The 19,288-nt window shown below is 51.7% G+C and carries 15 protein-coding genes and 1 riboswitch; of the genes, 9 read left to right on the top strand and 6 right to left on the bottom strand.

The window, feature by feature from the left end:
- Position 1: 1 nt before the first annotated feature.
- The gene (locus K0778_RS08665) at positions 2-343 is read left to right on the top strand and encodes a PTS fructose-like transporter subunit IIB (protein ID WP_000323846.1); all 342 of its coding nucleotides are present in this window, start codon (positions 2-4) and stop codon (positions 341-343) included.
- Here K0778_RS08665 and K0778_RS08670 read toward each other — a convergent pair.
- The 4 genes from K0778_RS08670 to argE form a co-directional block, all read right to left on the bottom strand.
- A complete protein-coding gene (locus tag K0778_RS08670) occupies positions 330-1,181 on the bottom strand; it encodes an AraC family transcriptional regulator (RefSeq protein ID WP_000274624.1) in 852 nt (283 codons plus the stop codon). The two genes, K0778_RS08665 and K0778_RS08670, sit on opposite strands and share 14 nt — an antisense overlap.
- A gap of 214 nt (positions 1,182-1,395) precedes the next feature.
- Entirely contained in the window at positions 1,396-3,129 is a 1,734-nt protein-coding gene (locus tag K0778_RS08675) for a phosphoethanolamine transferase CptA (protein WP_153449068.1), read from the bottom strand.
- Positions 3,130-3,310: 181 nt separating this feature from the next.
- Positions 3,311-5,962, bottom strand: a complete 2,652-nt coding sequence (ppc, locus tag K0778_RS08680; protein WP_001005579.1) for a phosphoenolpyruvate carboxylase — start codon at positions 5,960-5,962, stop codon at positions 3,311-3,313.
- 351 nt (positions 5,963-6,313) lie between these two features.
- On the bottom strand, positions 6,314-7,465 hold the full coding sequence (gene argE / locus K0778_RS08685; RefSeq protein WP_001301272.1) for an acetylornithine deacetylase: 1,152 nt from the start codon (positions 7,463-7,465) through the stop codon (positions 6,314-6,316).
- Between the two features lie 153 nt (positions 7,466-7,618).
- Here argE and argC point away from each other — a divergent pair, with 153 nt between their 5' ends.
- The 4 genes from argC (at position 7,619) to oxyR (ending at position 12,025) form a co-directional block, all read left to right on the top strand.
- Positions 7,619-8,623 (top strand): N-acetyl-gamma-glutamyl-phosphate reductase, encoded by a 1,005-nt coding sequence (argC, locus tag K0778_RS08690; protein WP_000935370.1) that lies wholly within the window; start codon positions 7,619-7,621, stop codon positions 8,621-8,623.
- A 7-nt stretch (positions 8,624-8,630) separates the two neighbouring features.
- A complete protein-coding gene (argB, locus tag K0778_RS08695; RefSeq protein WP_001302318.1) occupies positions 8,631-9,407 on the top strand; it encodes an acetylglutamate kinase in 777 nt (258 codons plus the stop codon).
- A 60-nt stretch (positions 9,408-9,467) separates the two neighbouring features.
- Positions 9,468-10,841, top strand: a complete 1,374-nt coding sequence (gene argH, locus K0778_RS08700; protein ID WP_001230087.1) for an argininosuccinate lyase — start codon at positions 9,468-9,470, stop codon at positions 10,839-10,841.
- A 266-nt stretch (positions 10,842-11,107) separates the two neighbouring features.
- Positions 11,108-12,025: a DNA-binding transcriptional regulator OxyR gene (oxyR, locus tag K0778_RS08705; RefSeq protein ID WP_001025939.1), complete on the top strand. Its 918-nt coding sequence runs from the start codon at positions 11,108-11,110 to the stop codon at positions 12,023-12,025.
- Here oxyR and sthA read toward each other — a convergent pair.
- The gene (sthA, locus tag K0778_RS08710) at positions 12,008-13,408 is read right to left on the bottom strand and encodes a Si-specific NAD(P)(+) transhydrogenase (protein WP_001120810.1); all 1,401 of its coding nucleotides are present in this window, start codon (positions 13,406-13,408) and stop codon (positions 12,008-12,010) included. The genes oxyR and sthA overlap by 18 nt on opposite strands.
- Before the next feature lie 330 nt (positions 13,409-13,738).
- Here sthA and fabR point away from each other — a divergent pair, with 330 nt between their 5' ends.
- Positions 13,739-14,389, top strand: coding sequence for an HTH-type transcriptional repressor FabR (gene fabR, locus K0778_RS08715; protein ID WP_001309117.1), 651 nt, complete (start codon positions 13,739-13,741; stop codon positions 14,387-14,389).
- Complete coding sequence (locus K0778_RS08720) at positions 14,389-14,748, top strand: YijD family membrane protein (protein ID WP_000806411.1); 360 nt, start codon at positions 14,389-14,391, stop codon at positions 14,746-14,748. Before fabR ends, K0778_RS08720 begins: the two co-directional genes overlap by 1 nt.
- A gap of 39 nt (positions 14,749-14,787) precedes the next feature.
- Here the strand turns inward: K0778_RS08720 and trmA are convergent, their stop codons facing one another.
- Entirely contained in the window at positions 14,788-15,888 is a 1,101-nt protein-coding gene (trmA, locus tag K0778_RS08725; RefSeq protein WP_000187022.1) for a tRNA (uridine(54)-C5)-methyltransferase TrmA, read from the bottom strand.
- Positions 15,889-16,001: 113 nt separating this feature from the next.
- Positions 16,002-16,192, top strand: a riboswitch (cobalamin riboswitch).
- A 64-nt stretch (positions 16,193-16,256) separates the two neighbouring features.
- On the opposite strand from trmA, the gene btuB reads away from it, so the two are divergent.
- Entirely contained in the window at positions 16,257-18,140 is a 1,884-nt protein-coding gene (gene btuB, locus K0778_RS08730; RefSeq protein ID WP_000591385.1) for a TonB-dependent vitamin B12 receptor BtuB, read from the top strand.
- A complete protein-coding gene (gene murI, locus K0778_RS08735) occupies positions 18,085-18,942 on the top strand; it encodes a glutamate racemase (protein ID WP_000201821.1) in 858 nt (285 codons plus the stop codon). The genes btuB and murI overlap by 56 nt, the downstream gene beginning before the upstream one ends.
- Positions 18,943-19,288: the final 346 nt, after the last annotated feature.

A 19,288-nucleotide genomic window follows, 5' to 3' on the forward strand; every position in this document is an offset into this window, starting at 1 on the left:
AATGGCATACCTGGTGGCAGTAACCGCCTGCGTCAGTGGCGTGGCGCATACTTATATGGCGGCGGAACGGCTGGAAAAGTTGTGCCTGTTAGAGAAGTGGGGAGTCAGCATTGAAACTCAGGGCGCGCTGGGAACGGAGAATCGTTTAGCGGACGAGGATATCCGTCGGGCGGATGTTGCTCTGTTGATTACGGATATCGAGCTTGCCGGTGCCGAGCGATTTGAACATTGCCGCTATGTGCAATGCAGCATCTACGCATTCCTGCGTGAGCCGCAGCGGGTAATGAGCGCGGTGCGCAAAGTGCTTTCTGCGCCGCAGCAAACCCATCTTATTCTGGAGTAGTCGGTTTTTCTGTCAGTTGGCTGTGGTACTGCCGACGATATTCCGACGGCGAGCGTTCGGTGTTTTTACGAAACAGACGGCAGAAGTAGTTGCTGTCGACAAAGCCGCAGGCGTGCGCCACTTCTTTTACCTTCAGGTCATAGCCTTTCAATAACGTCTTAGCGTGCTCCAGTCGCGTGTGATTCAGGTATTCGTTAAAACCAATGGCCCCCGTTTTTTGAAACAGGTGCGAGAGGTAATTTGGCGAAATATAAAACGCCTGCGCAACAGATTCGCGGGTAAGCGCGGAGGCATAGCGTTCGTCGATATAATCGCGAATAGCTTCAAATAGTGCCTGGCTGCGTGAGGCGGTCTGGATTTGGCTGCCAAGCAAATCGCGGCAGTGGCTAAGCAGGCTGGCGACGATAAGCCTTGCCGTTTGCTGCTCCTGCGGCTGCATTTGCATTTCATTGAGCGTTTGTAGCAGAAAAGAACCTATGCGTGGGCCGCGCCGGGCGACGTGTTGCTTCGCCAGATTTTGATATTGTTTGCCATCCCATTGCACGACGCTGAAGCCGAGTTGCTGTTTGCCAAACAGCACGCTAAAGGTGGTAGCGGGTGTTTTCCATTGTGGGAAATTCCAGCCACCAGCGGCAACGTACAGCACATCGCCGGGAACTAACGTTGCTCCAGCGCCGGTATCAACAAACTCACCTTCCAGCACAATTTCCAGCCGTGGAAAATCGACCTGATACGCAAGATCGGGCACCGGGCCGTTACTGCTGGCAAAGTAAATCTGGCGCAGGGACAGCGGGCCGTTGATCAGGCGGGAGAGCAGATAGCTGACGTCGTGATACATGTTATTCCCTTAGGTATGTAGACGGGAAAACAGTAACTGGCATTATTAAAAAAGGCCACCTGAAAAGTGTGGCCTGAGGGGAGTTTGATGTAAACATTGCGGCAGTTGTATTGCCGGATGTGGCGTAAACGCCTTATCCAGCCTACCGCCGCGATCTGTAGGCCGGATAAGACGCGTCAAGCGTCGCATCCGGCAAATAGCGCCTGGCTGATAATTACTGATTACCCACCTGATCGCCATACGGCAGTGTGTCGTAATCGATCAGCGCGTTTTTCTTGTACGGGTTACCAATCCAGCGGGTAGTTTCTTTGAACTGCGGATTCACCACTGAACGGGTTGGATCGTAACCGTCGTAAGATAAGCCCGCCAAATCTGACCAGGTGTGGATCAGTTCCGCCAGGCTGTATTTACGATCGACATCCTGTGAGAAATCACGGGGATGAGTCGCTTGCCATTTTTCCGACGTCCACAGCAGGAACGGAATGGTGTACATATGACGCGTCGGGTTGTCCTCATTACGCCCCTGGGTTTTATGAGGCGGCGTGTCGTAAACCTCTTCACCGTGGTCAGAGAAGTAAACCAGGAATCCGTTCGGGTCTGCCGCTTTAAAGTCTTTAATCAGGCTGGCAACCACATGATCGTTATACAGGTTAGCGTTGTCATAATCGTTATATGATTCCAGCTCTTCTGCGCTTAATCCTGGCGGAACATGATCGGTATTGCCATCAAACTTGCCCTGATTTTCCGGGTAGCGGTATTTGTATTTGATATGCGTACCCAGCAGATGAACGATGATCAGTTTCTTCGGCGCAGGGTCATTCAGCACATCCTGGAACGGCTTCAGCACGTTGGTGTCGTATTCACGCGCACTCTGCGTACGTTGCTGGTTCATGTAGTACTGCTTGTCGGTCTGGCGCGAAAATACCGTCAGCATGGTATTGCGGGCGGTCATCGTCTGCTGGTTGGTGATCCAGAAGGTTTTATAACCCGCCTGTTTCATCATGTTCATCAGCGACGGCTGCGTCAGATACAGGTCCGGGTTCTTTTCATTGGCAAAGGTCAGCGCCTGTTGCAGGATTTCAATGGTGTACGGACGAGACGTAACCACGTTATTAAACACGGTCAGATTCGGATCGGTTTTATGCAGCGCATCCAGCTCCGGCGTGGTTTCACGCGGATAACCGTACAGACTCATGCGTCCACGCTGGGTTGACTCGCCAATCACCAGCACTAAGGTGCGCGGTTCGTTACCCGATTTATCTTTGAAATTAGCCAGCGGCGGCAAGGCATTATTTTCATTCAGTAGCTTTGTTAGCGAGTTTAGTTGCTGACGATACTGATAATAGCCGGTCAGGAATTGCCACGGTGCGGCAGGCTCCATACGCGAGGCCAGGTTGTCCAACGTTTTCTCAAACGGCTTGTTTTTGATAAACGTATTCATGGCGATCGGATGCAGAATCAAGCCATAAAGCAGGGCAAAAGAGACAACATAACGCCACGGCTTTGGAATATAGACCGGGCGCAGGCGTGTCCACAGCAGAACTGCCACCGCCGTATAGGCCAGCGCGATAAGCACAATTTTCAGGCTGAAATACTGGCTTAAATACTCGCTGGCTTCGTTGGTGTTGGTTTCGAACATCACAAACAGAACGCTCTGCGAGAACTCCTGACCGTAGATGACGTAGTAGCACAGCGCCGCCAGAGAGGCCGCCCATAGCACCACGCCGATTACTGCGGCAATAATTTTAATCCGCTTCGGAAAGAGGAATACCGGGATCAACCACAGCGAACTGAATAACAGCGAGTCGCGAATGCCGTTAGTGCCACTATAACCACTGATGTAAATAATGGCCTGTAGCAGAGTAGAGAAAAACCAAAAGTAGAGCAGTGCCCAACCCAGGGCTTTCCAGCTAAAAAGAGGTTTAGCCTGGACTTCTGTGGAATGCATAGTAAGAACCTGTCTTGAAAAAATATCGCCGAATGTAACGACAATTCCTTAAGGATATCTGAAGGTATATTCAGAATTTGAATAAAATGCAGACAGAAATATATTGAAAACGAGGGTGTTAGAACAGAAGTATTTCAGAAAACCCTCGCGCAAAAGCACGAGGGTTTGCAGAAGAGGAAGATTAGCCGGTATTACGCATACCTGCCGCAATCCCGGCAATAGTGACCATTAACGCTTGTTCGACGCGAGGATCCGGTTCCTGGCCTTCTTTTTCTGCCTGGCGGGAGCGGTGCAGCAACTCGGCCTGCAATACGTTCAGCGGGTCGGTGTAAATATTCCGTAGCTGAATAGACTCTGCAATCCACGGCAGATCGGCCATCAGATGGGAATCGTTGGCAATCGCCAGCACCACTTTGATGTCTTCTTCTTGCAGGTTGCGTAACTCTTTACCTAACGGCCACAGTGCTTTGTCTACCAGGCGTTGGTCATAGTATTCCGCCAGCCACAGGTCTGCTTTGGCGAAGACCATCTCCAGCATGCCGAGACGCGTCGAGAAGAATGGCCAATCGCGGCACATAGCCTCCAGCTCGCTCTGTTTGCCGTCTTCGACCACTTTTTGCAGCGCCGTACCTGCACCCAGCCAGGCGGGGAGCATCAGACGGTTTTGCGTCCAGGCGAAGATCCACGGAATGGCGCGTAGTGACTCGACGCCGCCGGTTGGGCGACGTTTCGCCGGACGTGAACCCAACGGCAGTTTGCCCAATTCTTGTTCCGGCGTAGCGGAGCGGAAGTAAGGCACAAAATCTTTGTTTTCACGTACGTAGCCACGGTAGAGATCGCAGGAGATGACTGACAGTTCATCCATAATGCGACGCCAGCTCTCTTTCGGCTCAGGTGGTGGCAGCAGGTTGGCTTCCAGAATCGCCCCGGTGTACAGCGACAGGCTGCTGACGGTGATTTCTGGCAGACCATATTTAAAGCGGATCATCTCGCCCTGTTCAGTCACGCGCAGGCCACCTTTCAGGCTTCCTGGCGGTTGTGACAGCAGCGCCGCATGAGCAGGTGCGCCGCCGCGACCAATGGAACCGCCGCGACCGTGGAACAACGTCAGCTCAATACCCGCTTTTTCGCAGGTTTTGATTAATGCATCCTGTGCCTGATATTGCGCCCAGGAAGCTGCCATCACTCCCGCATCTTTTGCTGAGTCGGAATAGCCAATCATCACCATCTGTTTGCCCTGAATCAGGCCACGATACCAGTCAATATTGAGCAGCTGGGTCATGACATCGTTGGCGTTGTTCAGATCATCGAGGGTTTCAAACAGCGGAGCAACCGGCATCGCAAACCCGATACCCGCTTCTTTCAGCAGCAGGTGGACAGCCAGTACGTCGGACGGCGTTTTCGCCATCGAGATCACGTAGGCGGCAATGGAGCCTTGCGGTGCTTCGGCAATCACCTGGCAGGTATCGAGCACTTCGCGCGTTTCGGCGCTTGGTTGCCAGTTGCGCGGCAGAAGCGGACGTTTGGAGTTCAGTTCGCGGATCAGGAACGCCTGTTTGTCGGCCTCTGACCAGCTTTCGTAGTCGCCGATACCGAGGTAGCGGGTCAGCTCGCCCAGCGCTTCGGTATGACGCGTGCTCTCCTGACGGATATCAATACGGACCAGCGGTACGCCGAAACATTTCACGCGGCGCAGGGTGTCGAGCAGATCGCCGTTGGCGATAATACCCATGCCACACGCCTGAAGTGACTGGTAGCAAGCGTAGAGCGGTTCCCACAGTTCTTCGTTTTGTGTCAGCAGGCCTTCTGGTTTTGGCAGTTCTTCGCCTTTCAGGCGCGCTTCCAGCCATGCCTGTGTCGCCATCAGGCGAGAACGCAGGTTTTTCATCAGATAGCGATACGGTTCTGCGGCACCTTCTTCGCCAACCAGCGCCAGCAGTTCAGGGGTCGCTTCAACCATCGACAGTTCAGAAACCAGCACCTGAATATCTTTCAGGAACAAATCGGTGGCTTTCCAGCGGCTGAGTAGCAGGACGTGGCGGGTGATATCGGCAGTGACGTTCGGGTTGCCGTCGCGGTCGCCGCCCATCCACGAAGTAAAACGGACCGGAACAAATTCGACGGGCAGTTTGTAGCCGAGGTTCTCTTCCAGTTGTTCGTTCAGTTCGCGCAGGTAATTTGGTACGCCTTGCCACAGGCTGTTTTCCACTACGGCAAAGCCCCATTTGGCTTCATCTACCGGGCTTGGACGCAGCTTACGGATTTCATCGGTATGCCATGACTGGGCGATCAACTGGCGCAGGCGACGCATCAGCTGGTTGTGTTCGTAGTCAGCGATATCTTTGTTATCGAGCTGTTTTAAACAGGCGTTCACTTCCACCATTTTGTGGATCAGTGTACGACGGGTAATTTCGGTTGGGTGAGCCGTGAGGACCAGTTCCAGCGACAGCGATTCCACTGCTTTTTTGATGGTGTCTTCGCTCAGTTCCGGCTGGTTTTTCAGTTTACGCAGGGTGCGGGCGATCACTTCCGGGTTGCTGGCAGCTTCGCCTTTCGGCGAAATGCTGTGGTATTGCTCGGCGGTGTTGGCCAGGTTCAGGAACTGACTAAACGCACGCGCAACGGGCAGCAGCTCGTCGTTCGACAAATTTTGTAAGGTGGTGAGCAACTCCTGGCGGTTAGCATCATTGCCAGCGCGTGAAGATTTCGACAACTTACGGATAGTTTCTACGCGTTCAAGAATGTGTTCTCCCAACGCATCCTTGATGGTTTCTCCCAGCACTTTGCCGAGCATACTGACATTACTACGCAATGCGGAATATTGTTCGTTCATATTACCCCAGACACCCCATCTTATCGTTTGATAGCCCTGTATCCTTCACGTCGCATTGGCGCGAATATGCTCGGGCTTTGCTTTTCGTCGTCTTTTATAAAGCCACGTAAAAGCGGTGACGTCAAATGCTGCGAAATCGCTTCAGCAAACGAATAAATAGCAGGAATTTACGCCATTAAATTCACGACGCTTTAAATAAGCGTAACTTATGGAAATGTTAAAAAATCGCCATACATAACACCAAAGGTGTAGGTCGGATAAGATGCGCAAGCATCGCATCCGACATTATTGCGGCACAGGAGTTTGGCAACGGTGCCGGATGCGGCGCGAGCGCCTTATCCGGCCTACGTTTTAATGCCAGCAAAAATGGTGAATTACCTGGATAATCAACTCACGGGTGGGTTTAATAAACCGCGTCTCCAGATATTCATCAGGCTGATGAGCTTGATTGATGGAACCCGGACCGAGCACCAGCGTAGGGCATAACGTTTGAATAAACGGCGCTTCGGTACAGTAATTCACCACTTCGGTTTTTGCTCCGAGCAATTTCTCAACCACTTCAACCAGTTGATGATTCGGTGGGCATTCATAGCCAGGGATCGGCGGATGCAGCTCGTCGACCGTCAGACGACCCGGCCAGCGTTCGCTCACCGGAGCCAATGCATCGTTGAGCAAACCATTAAGTTCATTGAGTGTCATGCCAGGCAGCGGACGAATATCCATATGCAACTCACAGCAAGCGCAAATACGGTTAGAAGCGTCGCCACCGTGAATATGCCCGAGGTTGAGCGTAGGGTATGGCACGGTAAACGCTTCGTAGTGATAACGTTCTTTCAGGTTATCGCGCAATTGCAAAATATGCCCGATGGCGTCGTGCATTAGTTCGATAGCGTTAACTCCGCGTGCTGGATCGCTGGAGTGCCCCGACTGGCCCTGAATACGGATGGCGTTAGAGATATGACCTTTATGTGCGCGTACCGGTTGTAGTGACGTCGGTTCGCCAATGATGGCGCAATCCGGGCGCAGGGCGGTAGTTTCGGCAAAATAACGCGCTCCGGCCATACTGGTTTCTTCATCAGCAGTCGCCAGAATGTAGAGCGGTTTTTTCAGTTTCGTGACGTCGACATCGCGTAGCGCATCAAGGATAAACGCAAAAAAGCCTTTCATGTCGGCGGTGCCTAAGCCGTAAAGCTTGCCGTCATGCTCCGTCAGTGTAAACGGATCGCGCGTCCAGCGACCGTCATCAAATGGCACCGTATCGGTATGCCCCGCCAGCAACAAGCCGCCAGCCCCCTGTCCGATACTTGCCAGCATATTGAATTTGTTGCGAGTTCCTGGAACAGGCTGCACTTCCACATTGAAGCCCAAATCTTTAAACCAGTCCGCCAGCAGAGTGATTAAATCTGCATTGCTTTGATCGAGTGCCTCTTCCGTGGCGCTTATTGAAGGTGTGGCAATCAGAGCGCGGTAAATCTCGATAAATGGCGGTAATTTGTTTTTCATTGTTGACACACCTCTGGTCATGATAGTATCAATATTCATGCAGTATTTATGAATAAAAATACACTAACGTTGAGCGTAATAAAACCCACCAGCCGTAAGGTGAATGTTTTACGTTTAACCTGGCAACCAGACATAAGAAGGTGAATAGCCCCGATGTTGAATACGCTGATTGTGGGTGCCAGCGGCTACGCTGGCGCAGAGCTAGTGACCTATGTAAATCGCCATCCGCATATGAACATAACCGCTTTGACTGTTTCAGCGCAAAGCAATGATGCGGGAAAGTTAATCTCCGATTTGCATCCGCAGCTAAAAGGCATCGTTGATCTGCCGTTGCAGCCGATGTCGGATATCAGCGAGTTTAGCCCAGGGGTGGACGTAGTGTTTCTCGCCACCGCCCATGAAGTTAGCCACGATTTAGCGCCGCAGTTTCTTGAAGCGGGCTGCGTGGTGTTCGACCTTTCCGGCGCGTTTCGTGTTAACGACGCCACCTTCTATGAAAAATATTACGGCTTTACCCATCAATACCCGGAACTGTTGGAACAGGCAGCCTACGGTCTGGCGGAGTGGTGCGGTAATAAATTAAAAGAAGCGAATTTGATTGCGGTGCCGGGCTGTTATCCGACGGCGGCACAGCTGGCGCTGAAACCGTTGATTGATGCCGATCTTCTTGACCTCAATCAGTGGCCGGTGATCAACGCCACCAGCGGCGTGAGCGGTGCAGGGCGTAAAGCGGCCATTTCAAACAGCTTTTGTGAAGTTAGCCTGCAACCGTATGGCGTCTTTACTCATCGCCATCAACCAGAGATCGCCACACACCTCGGTGCTGACGTTATCTTCACCCCACATCTGGGCAATTTCCCGCGCGGCATTCTCGAAACCATTACCTGCCGCCTGAAATCGGGTGTGACCCAGGCGCAAGTCGCGCAAGTGTTACAGCAGGCGTATGCCCATAAACCGCTGGTGCGGCTGTATGACAAAGGCGTTCCGGCGCTGAAAAATGTCGTTGGGCTGCCATTTTGCGATATCGGGTTTGCCGTTCAGGGCGAGCATCTGATTATTGTGGCGACCGAAGACAACTTACTGAAAGGCGCGGCGGCACAAGCGGTACAGTGCGCCAATATTCGTTTCGGCTATGCGGAAACGCAGTCTCTTATTTAAGGGTGCAATGATGAATCCATTAATTATCAAACTGGGCGGCGTACTGCTGGATAGTGAAGAGGCGCTGGAACGTCTGTTTAGCGCACTGGTGAATTATCGTGAGTCACATCAGCGTCCGCTGGTGATTGTGCACGGCGGCGGTTGCGTGGTGGATGAGCTGATGAAAGGGCTGAATCTGCCGGTGAAAAAGAAAAACGGCCTGCGGGTGACGCCTGCTGATCAGATAGACATTATCACCGGAGCACTGGCGGGAACGGCAAATAAAACCCTGTTGGCATGGGCGAAGAAACATCAGATTGCGGCCGTAGGTTTGTTTCTCGGTGACGGCGACAGCGTCAAAGTGACCCAGCTTGATGAAGAGTTAGGTCATGTTGGACTGGCGCAGCCAGGTTCGCCTAAGCTTATCAACTCCTTGCTGGAGAACGGTTATCTGCCGGTGGTCAGCTCCATTGGCGTAACAGACGAAGGGCAACTGATGAACGTCAATGCCGACCAGGCGGCAACGGCGCTGGCGGCAACGCTGGGCGCGGATCTGATTTTGCTCTCCGACGTCAGCGGCATTCTCGACGGCAAAGGGCAACGCATTGCCGAAATGACCGCCGCGAAAGCAGAACAACTGATTGAGCAGGGCATTATTACTGACGGCATGATAGTGAAAGTGAACGCGGCGCTGGATGCGGCCCGCACGCTGGGCCGTCCGGTAGATATCGCCTCCTGGCGTCATGCGGAGCAGCTTCCGGCACTGTTTAACGGTATGCCGATGGGTACGCGGATTTTAGCTTAAGTTTTGTTGGCCGGAGGCGCAGCTTTCCGGCATTGAATTTCAAAATAAGGAAACAGAGTTATGGCACTTTGGGGCGGGCGTTTTACCCAGGCAGCAGATCAACGGTTCAAACAATTCAACGACTCACTGCGCTTTGATTACCGTCTGGCGGAGCAGGATATTGTTGGCTCTGTGGCCTGGTCCAAAGCCCTGGTCACGGTAGGCGTGTTAACCGCAGAAGAGCAGGCGCAACTGGAAGAGGCGCTGAACGTGTTGCTGGAAGATGTTCGCGCCAGGCCACAACAAATCCTTGAAAGCGACGCCGAAGATATCCATAGCTGGGTGGAAGGCAAACTGATCGACAAAGTGGGCCAGTTAGGCAAAAAGCTGCATACCGGGCGTAGCCGTAATGATCAGGTAGCGACTGACCTGAAACTGTGGTGCAAAGATACCGTTAGCGAGTTACTGACGGCTAACCGGCAGCTGCAATCGGCGCTGGTGGAAACCGCACAAAACAATCAGGACGCGGTAATGCCAGGTTACACTCACCTGCAACGCGCCCAGCCGGTGACGTTCGCGCACTGGTGCCTGGCCTATGTTGAGATGCTGGCGCGTGATGAAAGCCGTTTGCAGGATGCGCTTAAGCGTCTGGATGTCAGCCCGCTAGGCTGTGGCGCGCTGGCGGGAACGGCCTATGAAATCGACCGTGAACAGTTAGCAGGCTGGCTGGGCTTTGCTTCGGCGACCCGTAACAGTCTCGACAGCGTTTCTGACCGTGACCATGTGTTGGAACTGCTTTCTGCTGCCGCTATCGGCATGGTGCATCTGTCGCGTTTTGCTGAAGATCTGATTTTCTTTAACACCGGCGAAGCGGGGTTTGTGGAGCTTTCTGACCGCGTGACTTCCGGTTCATCATTAATGCCGCAGAAGAAAAACCCGGATGCGCTGGAGCTGATTCGCGGTAAATGCGGCCGGGTGCAGGGGGCGTTAACCGGCATGATGATGACGCTGAAAGGTTTGCCGCTGGCTTACAACAAAGATATGCAGGAAGACAAAGAAGGTCTGTTCGACGCGCTCGATACCTGGCTGGACTGCCTGCATATGGCGGCGCTGGTGCTGGACGGCATTCAGGTGAAACGTCCACGTTGCCAGGAAGCGGCTCAGCAGGGTTACGCCAACGCCACCGAACTGGCGGATTATCTGGTGGCGAAAGGCGTACCGTTCCGCGAGGCGCACCATATTGTTGGTGAAGCGGTGGTGGAAGCCATTCGTCAGGGCAAACCGCTGGAAGATCTGCCGCTCAGTGAGTTGCAGAAATTCAGTCAGGTGATTGACGAAGATGTCTATCCGATTCTGTCGCTGCAATCGTGCCTCGACAAGCGTGCGGCAAAAGGCGGCGTCTCACCGCAGCAGGTGGCGCAGGCGATTGCTTTTGCGCAGGCTCGGTTAGGGTAAGAACATTTATATGTATAAATTTGAGCCTGGCTTATCGCCGGGCTTTTTTATGGCAAAAAAAAGCGGATCCTGGAGATCCGCAAAAGTTCACGTTGGCTTTAGTTATTCGAGTTGAGAAACTCTCGAAACGGGCAGTGACTTCAAGGGTTAAAAGAGGTGCCGCTCCGTTTCTGTGAGCAATTATCAGTCAGAATGCTTGATAGGGATAATCGTTCATTGCTATTCTACCTATCGCCATGAACTATCGTGGCGATGGAGGATGGATAATGAATATTCGTGATCTTGAGTACCTGGTGGCATTGGCTGAACACCGCCATTTTCGGCGTGCGGCAGATTCCTGCCACGTTAGCCAGCCGACGCTTAGCGGGCAAATTCGTAAGCTGGAAGATGAGCTGGGCGTGATGTTGCTGGAGCGGACCAGCCGTAAAGTGTTGTTCACCCAGGCGGGAATGCTGCTGGTGGATCAGGCGCGTACCGTGCTGCGTGAGGTGAAAGTCCTTAAAGAGATGGCAAGCCAGCAGGGCGAGACGATGTCCGGACCGCTGCACATTGGTTTGATTCCCACAGTTGGACCGTACCTGCTACCGCATATTATCCCTATGCTGCACCAGACCTTTCCAAAGCTGGAAATGTATCTGCATGAAGCACAGACCCACCAGTTACTGGCGCAACTGGACAGCGGCAAACTCGATTGCGTGATCCTCGCGCTGGTGAAAGAGAGCGAAGCATTCATTGAAGTGCCGTTGTTTGATGAGCCAATGTTGCTGGCTATCTATGAAGATCACCCGTGGGCGAACCGCGAATGCGTACCGATGGCCGATCTGGCAGGGGAAAAACTGCTGATGCTGGAAGATGGTCACTGTTTGCGCGATCAGGCAATGGGTTTCTGTTTTGAAGCCGGGGCGGATGAAGATACACACTTCCGCGCGACCAGCCTGGAAACTCTGCGCAACATGGTGGCGGCAGGTAGCGGGATCACTTTACTGCCAGCGCTGGCTGTGCCGCCGGAGCGCAAACGCGATGGGGTTGTTTATCTGCCGTGCATTAAGCCGGAACCACGCCGCACTATTGGCCTGGTTTATCGTCCTGGCTCACCGCTGCGCAGCCGCTATGAGCAGCTGGCAGAGGCCATCCGCGCAAGAATGGATGGCCATTTCGATAAAGTTTTAAAACAGGCGGTTTAAACCGTTTAACGCAGCTACCCGATAGGCTTCCGCCATCGTCGGGTAGTTAAAGGTGGTGTTGACGAAGTACTCAATAGTGTTGCCGCCACCTTTCTGTTCCATAATCGCCTGACCGATATGAATAATTTCGGCAGCGCGCTCGCCAAAGCAGTGAATACCCAGAATCTCTTTTGTTTCCCGATGGAACAAAATTTTCAGCGTGCCCACGTTCATGCCGACGATTTGTGCGCGTGCCAGATGTTTAAACTGGGCGCGGCCCACTTCATATGGCACTTTCATTGCGGTCAGCTGCTGTTCGGTTTTGCCCACAGAGCTGATTTCCGGGATGGTGTAAATACCGGTAGGGATATCTTCAATCAGATGTGCGGTGGCTTCGCCTTTTACCAGCGCCTGCGCGGCAATGCGCCCCTGGTCATAGGCCGCCGACGCCAGGCTCGGATAACCAATCACGTCGCCCACCGCGTAAACGTGTGGCTGTGCGGTCTGATACATGCTGTTGACCTTCAGCTGTCCGCGGCTGTCAGTTTCTAGCCCAATGTTCTGTAACGCCAGCGAATCGGTATTACCGGTGCGACCGTTGGCATAGAGCAGGCAGTCAGCTTTCAGTTTTTTACCCGACTTCAGATGCATGATCACACCATCGTCACAGCCTTCGATCTTCTCGTACTCTTCGTTGTGACGAATCACTACGCCACTGTTCCAGAAGTGATAGGAGAGAGAATCTGACATCTCTTGATCGAGAAATGCCAGCAGGCGATCGCGGGTGTTGATCAGATCCACTTTTACATCCATACCGCGGAAGATCGACGCATATTCACAGCCGATCACTCCAGCACCATAGATAAGTACATGGCGCGGTTCGTGGTGCATGCTGAGAATTGAGTCGCTGTCGTAAATGCGTGGATGGGTGAAATCAACATCTGTTGGATGATATGGACGAGAGCCGCAGGCAATAACAAATTTTTCAGCGGTTAGTGTTTCAACGCTGCCGTCCGGGCAATCCAGCGCCAACGTATGCTCGTCAACAAAGCGAGCGTTTCCCTGCAATATTTCACAGTGATTACGTTCGTAAAATCCCTGACGCATGCGCGTTTGTTGATTAATCACGTTATCGGCATGGTTAAGGATATCGGCAAAAGAAGAGCGGAGCAGTCGGGAATGGTCGCTGTAAAGTGGGTTTTGATTGAATTCTATAATGCGGCTGACGGCGTGACGGAGAGCTTTCGACGGGATGGTGCCCCAGTGGGTGCAACCGCCGCCAACATTTTGATAACGCTCGATAACTGCGACGCGCGCACCTTGCTTAACCAGGCCCATTGCAGCGCCTTCGCCGCCGGGGCCGGAACCTATTACTATGGCATCGTAATCGTAGGAATGTGGCATGGTAGGGCTTACCTGTTCTTATACATAAAAGCAACAGAATGGTAACATTTTATCGCGGGTAAGCCAATTGATCCCCGTCATTTATCTGGCTATATCCTGAGCGGCCTTTGCTTTGTCTGTTTCTTACTTTTGCCCTGACGTTTTATTGGATTTTTATCGACGATACTCTCCGTTTAAGCGGCAGGTTTCCGCTGTACGTAAAAGAACCGGCCAAAGAATTGCAGTAAATATGTTTTATTGCGTTACCGTTCATTCACAATACTGGAGCAATCCAGTATGTTCATTCTCTGGTATAGTGCCAGCAGTACTTTTGGCAAGGATTCAGACATCGTGATGGGCGTAAGAGCGCAACAAAAAGAAAAAACCCGCCGTTCGCTGGTGGAAGCCGCATTTAGCCAATTAAGTGCTGAACGCAGCTTCGCCAGCCTGAGTTTGCGTGAAGTGGCGCGTGAAGCGGGCATTGCTCCCACCTCTTTTTATCGGCATTTCCGCGACGTAGACGAACTGGGTCTGACCATGGTTGATGAGAGCGGTTTAATGCTACGCCAACTCATGCGCCAGGCGCGTCAGCGTATCGCCAAAGGCGGGAGTGTGATCCGCACCTCGGTCTCCACATTTATGGAGTTCATCGGTAATAATCCTAACGCCTTCCGGTTATTATTGCGGGAACGCTCCGGCACCTCCGCTGCGTTTCGTGCCGCCGTTGCGCGTGAAATTCAGCACTTCATTGCGGAACTTGCGGACTATCTGGAACTCGAAAACCATATGCCGCGTGCGTTTACTGAAGCGCAAGCCGAAGCAATGGTGACAATTGTCTTCAGTGCGGGTGCCGAGGCGTTGGACGTCGGCGTCGAACAACGTCGGCAATTAGAAGAGCGACTGGTACTGCAACTGCGAATGATTTCGAAAGGGGCTTATTACTGGTATCGCCGTGAACAAGAGAAAACCGCAATTATTCCGGGAAATGTGAAGGACGAGTAATGAAACAAGCAAATCAAGATAGAGGTACGCTGCTGCTGGCGTTAGTTGCTGGCTTATCGATTAATGGTACTTTCGCAGCGCTGTTTAGCTCCATTGTGCCATTTTCTGTATTCCCGATTATTTCCCTGGTGCTGACGGTTTACTGCCTGCATCAACGTTATCTTAATCGCACTATGCCGGTAGGCTTGCCGGGTCTGGCAGCTGCCTGTTTTATTCTCGGCGTACTGCTGTACAGCACGGTAGTTCGTGCGGAATATCCGGATATCGGCTCTAACTTCTTCCCGGCAGTACTCTCCGTCATTATGGTGTTCTGGATTGGCGCGAAGATGCGTAACCGTAAGCAGGAAGTTGCTGAGTAATCGGTATTATGCCGGATGCTGGCGCATCCGGCATGGGTTTTACTTCGCGGTCAGTAATACGCCGCACTCCATATGGTGCGTGTAGGGGAACTGATCAAACAGAGCCAGACGTTCGACCTTGTGCGTCTGGCTTAATGTTTCCAGATTCTTGCATAACGTTTCCGGGTTACAGGAGATGTACAAAATACGCGGATACGCCTGCACCATTTTCTCGGTTTCACTGTCCAGACCGCTGCGCGGTGGGTCGACAAAAATGGTTTCGCACTGATAACTCTTTAAGTCGATCCCTTGCAGGCGGTTAAACTCGCGCACACCATTCATCGCCTGAGTAAATTCTTCTGCCGCCATACGAATAATTTGTACGTTATCAATATGGTTAGCTGCGATGTTGTATTGCGCAGCAGCAACCGACGGCTTAGCGATTTCGGTGGCTAATACCCGATCAAAATTACGCGCCAGCGCTAATGAAAAGTTACCGTTGCCGCAGTACAGCTCCAGTAAATCGCCTTTTGAGCCTTTGGTTACGTCCAGCGCCCATTCCAGCATCTGAATATTCATCGCCGCGTTCGGCTGGGTAAAGCTGTTTTCTACCTGACGGTAGATCATCTCTTTCCCTGCGACCGGCAGACGTTCATCGATGTAATCCTGATCCAGCTCGATTTTGGTTTTCGTTGCCCGACCAATCAGATGCACATTCAGATTCTGCGCGCGCAGTGCATCGCGCAGGGCCTCCGCTTCCTGACGCCACTCATCATCCAGCTTCTTATGGTATAGCAGGGAAACCACCGCCTGATTACTCAGCGTAGTGAGGTAATCAATCTGGAACAACTTGTGGCGCAGAACGGGATTATTACGCACACCCGCAATCATCGCCGTCATCAACTGGTTGATAAGTTCACTGGCGGCGGGGAAGCTATCCACGCGGATGCGGCTTTTGGTTTGTTGATCGAAAATGATGTGATACAGGTCATCGCCATCGTGCCAGATGCGGAACTCCGCGCGCATCCGGTAATGACTGACCGGCGAGCGAAACACTTCCGGAACCAGGTCAGAAAACGGTGCCATCATACTTTGCAAACGTACCACTTTTTCGGCTAACTGCGCTTCATACTGTTCTGTTGGAAGGTGTTCGGGGGTCATGATGTATCCTGAAAAATTAAAGTACGCGGCGATTGTAGGGATTGCTCATCAGATGTCCAGATCTTGATGAATTCCTATTTGTGAGCTACGTCTGGACAGTAACTTGTTACAACCTGTAGCATCCACTTGCCGGTCCTGTGAGTTAATAGGGAATCCAGTGCGAATCTGGAGCTGACGCGCAGCGGTAAGGAAAGGTGCGATGATTGCGTTATGCGGACACTGCCATTCGGTGGGAAGTCATCATCTCTTAGTATCTTAGATACCCCTCCAAGCCCGAAGACCTGCCGGCCAACGTCGCATCTGGTTCTCATCATCGCGTAATATTGATGAAACCTGCGGCATCCTTCTTCTATTGTGGATGCTTTACAATGATTAAAAAAGCTTCGCTGCTGACGGCGTGTTCCGTCACGGCATTTTCCGCTTGGGCACAGGATACCAGCCCGGATACTCTCGTCGTTACTGCTAACCGTTTTCAGCAGCCAGTAAATACTGTCCTTGCACCTACTGATATTGTTACCCGTGAGGATATTCAACGCTGGCAGTCGAAAGACCTCAACGATGTTATGAGTCATCTCCCCGGTGTAAATATCTCTCAAACTGGTGGAATGGGGACGAGTTCTTCTCTTTATGTTCGTGGCACTGAATCGCGCCATGTTTTAGTGTTGATTGACGGAGTGCCGATGGCTCGTGCCGGTATCGACAATGCAATTGATATTAGCCAGTTCCCGGTATCACTTGTACAGCGTGTTGAATATATTCGTGGGCCGCGTTCTGCCGTTTATGGTTCTGGTGCCATCGGAGGTGTGGTGAACATTATTACAATGAGTAATGATGAGAAAGCTCAGATCAACGCAGGAATGGGTACAAATGGTTATCAAGCCTATGATGGGGTAATAAATAAACGTTTTGGCGATACGATGGTAACAGCAGCAGGTGCTTACCAGACGACCAAAGGTTTTAACATTCAGCCTGGCTCACCATACAGTGGTGATAGCGATCGCGATGGATATCGCAACAAACTTTTCTGGGGGGGGCTGCAGCATAAGTTTAACGATAACTTCTCGGGGTTCTTCCGTGGTTACAGCTACACAGCTAATAATGATTACGACCAGGGCTCGATGTATGGTTCTGCTACTGGCAACGAAGAAGCTCAGAATTACAACCAGTCCTGGGATACTGGCCTACGCTATAACTCCGGCATCTATTCGTCTCAGTTAATTGCTAACTATCAACGACTCAAGAATTATAACTACACAAATAATCTTGGTCGTTATGCGGGAGATGCCACCCTGGATGACATGGAACAGCGTTATATTCAGTGGGGTAATAGCATTGAGGTAGGGCATGGTGCAATTAGCGGCGGGATCGATTGGAAACAGGAAAAACTGACGTCCAGCAGCATTACAAAATCAGATGATTACGAACGCGATACCACCGGGTTATACCTGACTGGACAGCAACAGATTTCCAATGTGACTTTGGAAGCTTCTGGCCGAGAAGATCATGATGAACAGTTTGGCTGGCATGGTACCTGGCAGACAGCTGCTGGCTGGGAGTTTATTGATGGCTACCAGGCAACACTTTCTTACGGTACCAGTTTTCTTTCGCCTTCTCTTGGACAGCAATACGGGGCTGCTCGCTTTGCTTCAATTTATGGTCCTGGTATTGCAGCCAACCCAAATTTGAAGCCAGAAGAATCTAAACAGTGGGAGATTGGAATTGAGGGGGTAACTGGGACTCTGGATTGGCGGCTCTCAGGATATCGTTATGAAATTCAGAACCTGATTGATTATAAAAACATAAATAATGTCAACCAGTACATTAATGTGAAATCAGCCACGATTAAAGGGCTGGAATGGACGGGAAATATTACAACCGGTCCTGTTGAACATCGCTTGACGTTACAATATGTTGACCCGCGCGATGATGAAACAGATAAAGTGCTGTACCGTCGGGCAAAACAGCAGGTTAAGTACGAGTTGACTGGACAAGCTTATGGTTTCGAATGGGACGTTTCTTACCAATATATAGGTCAACGATACGACAACGCTTATGACGAGACCTCTGGCTCATCACATACAGTTAAATTAGGCGGTGTGAGCTTGTGGGATCTTGCGGTTGCATATCCGGTCACCTCTCATCTGACAGTTCGTGGTAAAATAGCCAACCTGTTCGACAAAGATTATGAGACAGTCTATGGCTACCAAACTGCAGGACGGGAATACACCTTGTCTGGCAGCTACACCTTCTGAACCACGTCCCACCGTGCTGGTGTTTGACTCCGGCGTCGGTGGGTTGTCGGTCTATGACGAGATCCGGCATCTCTTACCGGATCTCCATTACATTTATGCTTTCGATAACGTCGCTTTCCCGTATGGCGAAAAAAGCGAAGCGTTTATTGTTGAGCGAGTGGTGGCAATTGTCACCGCGGTGCAAGAACGTTATCCCCTTGCGCTGGCTGTGGTCGCTTGCAACACCGCCAGTACCGTTTCACTTCCTGCATTACGCGAAAAGTTCGACTTCCCGGTTGTTGGTGTCGTGCCGGCGATTAAACCTGCTGCACGTCTGACGGCAAATGGCATTGTCGGATTACTGGCAACCCGCGGAACAGTTAAACGTTCTTATACTCATGAGCTGATCGCGCGTTTCGCTAATGAATGCCAGATAGAAATGCTGGGCTCGGCAGAGATGGTTGAGTTGGCTGAAGCGAAGCTACATGGCGAAGATGTTTCTCTGGATGCACTAAAACGTATCTTACGTCCGTGGTTAAGAATGAAAGAGCCGCCAGATACCGTTGTATTGGGTTGCACCCATTTCCCTCTACTACAAGAAGAACTGTTACAAGTGCTGCCAGAGGGAACCCGGCTGGTGGATTCTGGCGCAGCGATTGCTCGCCGAACGGCCTGGTTGTTAGAACATGAAGCTCCGGATGCAAAATCTGCCGATGCGAATATTGCCTTTTGTATGGCAATGACGACAGAAGCTGAACAATTATTGCCCGTTTTACAGCGTTACGGCTTCGGAACGCTCGAAAAACTGGCAGTTTTAGGTTGATTTGGTTGAATGTTGCGCGGTCAGAAAATTATTTTAAATTTCCTCTTGTCAGGCCGGAATAACTCCCTATAATGCGCCACCACTGACACGGAACAACGGCAAACACGCCGCCGGGTCAGCGGGGTTCTCCTGAGAACTCCGGCAGAGAAAGCAAAAATAAATGCTTGACTCTGTAGCGGGAAAGCGTATTATGCACACCCCGCGCCGCTGAGAAAAAGCAAAGCGGCACTGCTCTTTAACAATTTATCAGACAATCTGTGTGGGCACTCGAAGATACGGATTCTTAACGTCGCAAGACGAAAAATGAATACCAAGTCTCAAGAGTGAACACGTAATTCATTACGAA

This window comes from Escherichia sp. XD33 (assembly GCF_019375075.1).
Lineage (GTDB): Bacteria > Pseudomonadota > Gammaproteobacteria > Enterobacterales > Enterobacteriaceae > Enterobacter > Enterobacter flexneri_A.